This window comes from Candidatus Termitispirillum reticulitermitis, assembly GCF_054655775.1.
In genome coordinates, this window is the sequence record NZ_BAAIHG010000060.1 from 1 (window position 1) to 7,846 (window position 7,846).

Here is a 7,846-nt window from a genome sequence, read left to right on the forward strand (position 1 = left end):
GAAAATATCAGCTAGCCCCGCAGCTAACCCTTGTTGTTGCTAATAAGCGCGCCGATACGTTGAGTTTAACTATGGAGTATTCGGCAGTTGACGTGCGTGGTAAAACCGTGCCGTCTATGCTTGATAATCCTCTGCAAAAGTCTATGGTGGAATTTATTCAGTTAATATTTATGAAGCTTCTTACATCTATGGACGAACGTTACGAGATTGTCATTTACATACCGATATTTTCTGAGAGTGGGCAGGTGCATACGCAGCGCGAAAGCTACGCCGAGCTGACATTAGATAGGGGAACTCTTGTATTTAGCAAGTCTCGTTCAGGTTCTTATGCGGACACAAATATTGCGACAGCTATTAACTACAGCATAGGCATGAACAATCTTTTTAAGGCATTTCCACATTAAAAATTTCATCGGAGGGGTTGTTTATGGTGACGATTGACAGCACGAGACTAGATAAGATTATTGCCGATTTTGCTATGCTCATAGCCGATACGGGGCTGAAAAATGCGGTCATTGGGCTTTCTGGCGGAATAGACTCTGCGTTGGCTTGTAATTTAGCTATTAAGGCTATTGGATGTGAGCATGTTTTCACCTATAATATGCCCTCTGCTACAAGCTCGCAGGCTAGCTACGAAGATTCCGCTCTCGTAGCAAAACATCTAGGTGTAGCGTTTGAGACTATCTCTATTGCGGGTATTGCGCAGGCTTATCCTAATTTTGATTTGCTTTCTGCTCACCGCAAGGGCAATATTTGCGCAAGGTTGCGGATGCTCATGCTGTTTGACAAGGCAGTTGAACATGATGCGTTGGTTATAGGCACTGGCAACAAGAGTGAGGCTATGCTAGGCTATTGCACGTGGTATGGCGATAGTGCGTGTAGCATAAATCCTCTGGCTGATATGTATAAATCGCAGGTTTATCAAGCGGCAAAACTACTGGGTATCCCAGAAAAGATTATCAATAAGGCACCTTCGGCAGACCTATACGTAGGGCAGACAGATGAGGAAGATTTCGGTTATACCTATAAAGAGCTTGATAGGCTATTAGATGAATTAGTTGAAAACGGCAAATCGCCAGAAGAGGCTATAAATGCTGGTTTTGATAGAGCGTTCGTGGAGTCTGTTGCAGAGCGGATGAATAAATATGCGTTTAAGCGATTCTTGCCTAAATGTATCAGTATAGACCAAAAATAGTAGTGCAGAAATAGGGGGGTGTGATGAGTTGTAAAGAATGTTTCACTAAAAAAGTTATCGGCGAGGCACTCACGTTTGATGACGTGCTTATAGTGCCATCAGAAAGTAACGTTCTGCCTAATGAGGTAAATACGGCAACTCGCCTAACCAACAGCATATCGCTACAGATACCCTTTGCCAGCTCTGCGATGGACACCGTTACGGAGGCTAAAATGGCTATAGCGATAGCCCAAGAGGGGGGCATAGGTTTCATACACAAGAACCTAACCCCTAGTCAGCAAGCTGATGAGGTGGATAAAGTAAAACGTTCTGAAAGTGGTATGATAGTTGACCCTATTACCATAGCTCCCGACCGCTCAGTGGCTGATGCGCTTGATATGATGAATAGGTATAAGATTAGTGGCATCCCTGTTGTAAAGGAGGAAAAACTTGTAGGAATACTTACTAACCGTGACTTGCGGTTTTTGCGCGACACCGATAAAAAAGTTTCGGAATATATGACCAGCAAGAACCTTGTAACTGTTCCAGTCGGCACATCGCTAGACGATGCAATAGACGAATTGCAAAAACACCGCGTTGAGAAATTGCTGGTTGTAGATGATAAATTCTCACTAAAAGGGCTGATAACGATAAAGGATGTGAATAAACGTCTGAAATATCCGCTAGCCTCCAAAGATGGGCTTGGCAGGTTGCTAGCAGGTGCTGCGGTAGGTGTAGCAGGTGGATATATTGATAGGATTGATGAACTTATAGGCAAGAAAGTTGACGTGATAGCCGTTGACACTGCACACGGACATTCTAAAAAGGTGCTGGAAGCGGTAAGGGCTATAAAGCACAAATACCCTGACCTGCAGCTTGTGGCGGGTAACGTTGCTACTGCCGATGCGGTAAAATCGCTTGCCAAAGCTGGTGCTGATTGCGTGAAAGTGGGGATAGGACCGGGTTCAATATGCACCACGCGTATAGTTGCAGGCATTGGTGTACCGCAAATGACGGCTATTATGGATTGTGCAAAGCAGGCTAAGCAGCTGGATATCCCTATAATTGCTGACGGCGGGATAAAATATTCAGGTGATGTGGTAAAGGCTATAGCTGCAGGTGCTGACGTGGTAATGATAGGCTCGCTGTTTGCGGGCACGCTAGAGGCGCCGGGTGATATGGAACTGTTTCAAGGGCGTAGCTATAAGGTATATCGCGGGATGGGTTCTGTTAGTGCGATGAAAGAGGGGAGCAGGGACAGATATTTTCAAGATAGTGCTCCCGATGCAAAGTTGGTGCCAGAGGGGATAGAAGGGCGTGTTCACTACCGTGGGGAGCTTTCACAGGTAATATACCAGCTGGTAGGCGGCTTACATTCTGGTATGGGCTATGCAGGCTGTGCTACGGTAGCTGATTTGCAAGAGAAGGCAAGGTTTGTGCGCATCACAAGCTCAGGGCTTGCCGAAAGTCACGTGCATGATGTGCAGATTACTAAGGAAGCACCTAACTACTGGGCAAAAAATTAGAGATGCGGGGCACTTTATTTTTCCAGCAAATAGCCGATATTAGACTATAATGATTACACATATATGCGAGCTTGTTGTCCGCGCCATTAGGCTACTGCTTGTATTAGCATTCGTCTGTGCTAGTTATGCTACATTCACTATGCCTGCTGTTGCGGCTGATGACTATGGAAGTCTGCTTATGGAGTATAACGCTCTGCTGGGTAAATCGCGCTCCGCATATTCCATTCTGGGCGATAGATTGTATAGACTATATTTATCAGATACTAATGGGAGTAACGCCTCTGATGCACTACTGCTTGCTGGTAAAACCTATAAGTTGAGCTATGAAAAATATGGACAAAGCAGCGATATGAACAGCGCGCATAAATACCTATCAATGCTTGCTGATAACGCCACATATAACACGCCTGATGCGTTATTGGAGTTGGCGGAACTTTACAATATAAAGCGCGATTATGCATCAGCACAGTTCACGCTGAGCAAGATAAAAAAACGCTATCCTGAATCTAACGTTGCGCTCGCTGCTGATGGAATGCTTGCAGACCTAGCGCGTATGGGGCAGAGCGGTGGCGATAACGATAGTCCCAAAAACTACGTTGTGCCGAAAGGGATTGCAGAAGATATTGGTAAAGATAATACAGGCAAACGTTTTGTTGAAGTAGATTCCTTTGTGCCTGAAGATGCCAGCGGTGCAGTTGTTATAAACGATATTCGTTACTTTTCAGCAAGCGACTATACCCGTATAGTGGTGGACGTGAGCCGTCCCGCGGCGTTTGAGAAGTATTGGCTGAAAGAGAACCCTGCGCAAAAACTTCCTCCTAGGCTATATATTGATATTGATAATGCGACAGTCGGCAAGGGCGTGGCAAAAGACATCAGCATAAAAGATGGGCTTGTAAGCAATGTGCGTTGGGCGTATAACAGACCGGGCACCACGCGTATAGTGTTAGACTCGCAATCTATACAGAACTTCACAGTGTTTCAGATGTCAAACCCTGCGCGGATAATAATAGACGTGAGCAAAGGCGATAAGTTTCCGAAAGCACAAGCTATTACTGCTACTCCGCCACCACCAAGTTCGCAGCAGCAGGATGCTATCACTAGACAGCCCGCCAGCAGTGCTAACCAAACGTTGGCTAGCGTGTTCGGATTAAAAATTAACACAATAGTAATAGACGCAGGGCACGGCGGCAAAGACCCGGGCTGTTCCTACTATGGGCTGAAGGAAAAGGACATCACGCTTATCATAGCCAAGCAGTTGCGTGCTATGCTGAAATCTAAGACAAAGCTAAATGTATATATGACGCGTGAAACAGATGTGTTTATTCCGTTGGAGGAGCGCACAGCGATAGCCAACAAGCTAAAAGCTGATATATTTGTATCCATCCATATAAACGCAGCACCTAAGAACAGGGCGGCTTCTGGTGTTGAGACGTATATATTGAACATTACAAATGACAAAGCCGCATTAGAAGTAGCGGCGTTTGAAAACCAAGCAACTACTAAATCAATATCTGACCTGCAGGGTATATTGAAAGATATAATGCAAAGCTCTAAGCTAGAGGAGTCAACATTGTTGGCAAAAGCAACGCAAAAGGGGATGGCTAATACTATGAAGCTGTCAAATAAGCAAAATATTGGGATAAAGCAAGCACCTTTCTTTGTGCTTGTAGGTGCAAATATGCCAGCGATATTGACTGAAGTAGGTTTTCTGTCAAATAAAAACGAGGCTGAAAGGATGAGAACATCAGAATATCAAAAGCTGGTTGCGCAGGGCATTTTTAACGGCATACTAGCGTATGCTGGCAGGTATAACCAGTAAGATAACGCTGTCCGTTTCATCTGTTAGCGTAATACTTAAATTAGCAATTTCTTTAGAATATTTGCCAGTGTGAAATTTTGTTTTAAGAAATTATTTTTGCTCATCTTCCTGTATTTTTCGGGTGTCCATGAGTTGTGCAGATACACAACCCCCCCCCCAGCGGTAGCGTTCAGAACATAGTCTGATAGCTCATTTTCAAAATAAAACTCAATATACACCTTTATCGGGTCATCGTAGCTGATAGCGTTTTCTTGCGCCCAGTTCACCTCTGGCAGTGCCCTGATAGCAAGTCTATCAACTGAGTGGAAATGATTTTCATCAGCGTCTCTTAATATGTATCCTAGTATGCCGTTGCCGAGATAGTTCCAGCGTTCCATCTTACCCAGATAGCGTTTGCGGAGTATGGGGTATAGTAGTTTTTTTACAGGGTTGTTTTGATAGTTCTTGTACGTAGCTATACGTTTTTTTATCCCGTATTCCCATTTACAGAGGACTTCTGCATTTGGTTTAGCCACGATAAAGCCAATATGCTGGTGCAGTAAGATTAGCTCAGAATTTATATTAAAAATATCCTTTACCTTCTCTGATGTGATTATGGTGTCTGTGTCTAGCCATACTCCGCCGTATCTCTTTAGAACGGCGCACCTGATAGCATCTGCTTGTTTCGGTAGCGAGAAGTTTTTATAGAGTGTGTCATCGTAATAGCCTTTGCCTAGATAGTCATCCACATTTGAGTAGTCTAGTAGCACAATATCGTATTCGGGCAGGAATTTTTTCCATGTCTCCATACATAGTTTAAGATAGTTAGGGAGTTTTCTGCGAGGCTCCCAAAATGTCCAGATTGTTTTATTATTTTTAAGCATCTCTCACCATAAATATATTTTCTAAATGAACCGTAGCCATGTTGCCTCCGTAAAAGTGAGGTATGCTCCTATCACAGAACATACCGCTGAATGTAGCAATACTTATTTGGCTTGCATGATTTCTAAGAACGATTTAACGCGTTGTTCCTTTTCAGCAATCATCTTAATATAGTCAATCTTTATGCCGTTGGTCATAGCTTCCTGAACTGTAGGCAGGCGGAACTTTTCAGGCACTGAAACATCTTCACGCACAGGCAAGGTGCCGGTATTAGCAATAATTTGTTGGGCGTCTTTAGTAAGCATATAGTCTATAAACTTTTGAGATGCGTCAAGCTGAGCACCCTTACTATCCTTTAGGATAGCGATAGGGCTGGGAATGACCAAAAGTTCTTTTGGATATGCCATAGCTATGGTTGCACCCTTTTCTACCTTGTCAAAGGTAATGTAGTCAACGCCTAGACATGCTACAAGTTCACCAGATGCAGTGTCATCCACAACTTGCCCAGAGCCTTGTCCGACTTTCGCCTTGTTCTTGCGCAAATCTTTGAAGTATTGGTCACCGAACACTGATTGCAGCATTGCAACGCTGACATAAGTTGCTCCTGATAAGGCAGGGTTAGCGATAGCAAAACCGTCATTATATACCGGTTTGAACAGGTCTTTCCATTCAGTAGGCACAGCTGTAACCTTCTTGGTGTTATAGACTATGCCAAGCGTCCCAAGACGGGCAGGCACAAAGTAGTCATCAGTTTGTTCTAGTGGGTTTAAGGCACCAGTAGTATTAGGTTTGTAGGCGATAAGCAATTTGTCTTCTTTCATCTTGTAGAAATCGGGCACTTCACTAGTCCATATCACGTTAGCGGTGATTGTTCCGCTTTCACGTTCAGCAGCTATTTTAGCCATTAGCTTACCTGCACCAGCTGATTGGTAGTCTATATCAATGTTCGGATATTTCCTTGCAAAATCTTCCTTAATGGCACTCATTAAAGATTCTTTCAATGATGTATAGACTATCAACTTGGTCTTAGCACCAGCTCCCTTGCCACAACTAACTGCACTAAATATCAACACGCATACAGACAGCAAAATAGCGAGTTTCTTCATAACTAAATTTCTCCCTTAATGTATAATATAAAACACGTTTATATTTATACTAGCCTATCAAGAGATAGTCAAATAAAAATACTATTCGTTTATAGCCTCCGCAAGCAAGGCTATGGTCATAACATATTTCAAGCTCTTATTGTATCTGTGTATAGGGCAAGCATTTTCAAAGAATATAACTGCCTCAAACATCCCCTCCTCGCTGTCTTCCGCTAGTTTAGCGAGCATGCCTATCTCTTTACTTTTATATTTAGGGGGTATCTTTATCCCCATCTCGCGATATTCTCCTATGCTACGCATGTTCTCTTCGTTGCAAGGGTTTGTCTTGTATGTGTCGTTGTCTAGGCTGTTCGGCACAGACACGACAGTTGCTACGTGTGGTTTATTCTCCTGCCAGCCTTTGTCTTTCAGATAGTTGCCAACACTCATTATTGCATCGTCGTGATTAGTCACTATATCAACAAGTCCGTCTCCATCTCCATCTACAGCGTATTTTTTTATATTGGAGGGCATAAACTGCGGTATGCCTATAGCTCCAGCATAAGAGCTTAAATACTGAACTGATTCTGTGTTTTGCTTGTTGGCAAAGACTAGCAAGGCTTCAAGTTCTTCCTTAAAATATTTAGCTCTGCGCGGGTATTCAAAGGCAAAGGTAGATAAGCTCTGTAGTGCGCGGTATTTCAGCTTAAATTCGCCGAAATTAGTTTCTACTCCCAGTAGGGCAGTCAGGACATTGTTTGGCACGTGATACTCTTTATATGCCTTTGTCAGGGTAGCATTATGCGTTGACAGATATTTTTTGCCGTTTGATATGCGTTCATCGTTCACCATTATGCCTAGATAGTAGCTCCATGTGCGTTTTTCTGCGGGGGTGTTCATACGTTCGAGCATTGCGTAGTCAAATTTTATGGTGCTAAAAGTCTTTTCTAAAGCCTTTTTATTTAGGTTGTTGCGTTTAGAGACATCAGCTATGAATTTCTGCACATCTTTATACTGGGATATGGGGTTAGTCCTCTTTTTAGCAACCTCATAAGCGTAGCTGTGGTGGCATGTGCACATGCTGAATATGAGCAAAAACAGGATTATTGCGATGTGTTTCATAATTACAACGGGCAGTCTTACACGAGTTGGCTATGATGTCAAATTGTTTTTTTCCTCCCCTCTAAACGATTATCAGAATTTTATCAGCTGCATTATTGTTTGTGGCAGAGCGTTAGTTTGCGAGAGCAGGTTTGTTTGTGTGGTCATTAGTAGTTGTTTTTTTGCTAGGTCAGCGGAAGCCTCTGCGAAGTCTAGGTCTCTTATCTGAGATTCAGCAGATATTGTGTTTTGCTGTGTAGTGTTAAGTGTTCTTATA

The 7,846-nt window shown here is 43.3% G+C and carries 8 protein-coding genes; 4 read left to right on the forward strand and 4 right to left on the reverse strand.

The window, feature by feature from the left end; translation table 11 throughout:
* The 4 genes from AC1MDJ_RS06150 to AC1MDJ_RS06165 all read left to right on the forward strand — a co-directional run.
* The coding region (locus tag AC1MDJ_RS06150) for a hypothetical protein (protein WP_479690059.1) at nt 1-404 on the forward strand (404 nt) is incomplete at its 5' end.
* Between the two features lie 23 nt (nt 405-427).
* Nucleotides 428-1,195, forward strand: a complete 768-nt coding sequence (locus tag AC1MDJ_RS06155) for an NAD+ synthase (RefSeq protein ID WP_479690060.1) — start codon at nt 428-430, stop codon at nt 1,193-1,195.
* Nucleotides 1,196-1,218: 23 nt separating this feature from the next.
* Complete coding sequence (gene guaB / locus AC1MDJ_RS06160) at nt 1,219-2,700, forward strand: IMP dehydrogenase (RefSeq protein WP_479690066.1); 1,482 nt, start codon at nt 1,219-1,221, stop codon at nt 2,698-2,700.
* A gap of 49 nt (nt 2,701-2,749) precedes the next feature.
* Nucleotides 2,750-4,522, forward strand: coding sequence for an N-acetylmuramoyl-L-alanine amidase (locus tag AC1MDJ_RS06165; protein ID WP_479690061.1), 1,773 nt, complete (start codon nt 2,750-2,752; stop codon nt 4,520-4,522).
* Nucleotides 4,523-4,557: 35 nt separating this feature from the next.
* Here AC1MDJ_RS06165 and AC1MDJ_RS06170 read toward each other — a convergent pair whose 3' ends face one another.
* From AC1MDJ_RS06170 to AC1MDJ_RS06185, 4 genes are all read right to left on the reverse strand, one after another.
* Nucleotides 4,558-5,385, reverse strand: a complete 828-nt coding sequence (locus tag AC1MDJ_RS06170) for a capsular polysaccharide synthesis protein (protein WP_479690062.1) — start codon at nt 5,383-5,385, stop codon at nt 4,558-4,560.
* Between the two features lie 102 nt (nt 5,386-5,487).
* The gene (locus tag AC1MDJ_RS06175; protein WP_479690063.1) at nt 5,488-6,489 is read right to left on the reverse strand and encodes an ABC transporter substrate-binding protein; all 1,002 of its coding nucleotides are present in this window, start codon (nt 6,487-6,489) and stop codon (nt 5,488-5,490) included.
* 81 nt (nt 6,490-6,570) lie between these two features.
* Nucleotides 6,571-7,590 carry a lytic murein transglycosylase gene (locus tag AC1MDJ_RS06180; RefSeq protein WP_479690064.1) on the reverse strand — a complete coding sequence of 340 codons (1,020 nt, stop codon included), beginning with the start codon at nt 7,588-7,590 and terminating at the stop codon, nt 6,571-6,573.
* Between the two features lie 72 nt (nt 7,591-7,662).
* On the reverse strand, nt 7,663-7,846 hold a 184-nt coding region (locus AC1MDJ_RS06185), incomplete at its 5' end, for a flagellin (RefSeq protein ID WP_479690065.1).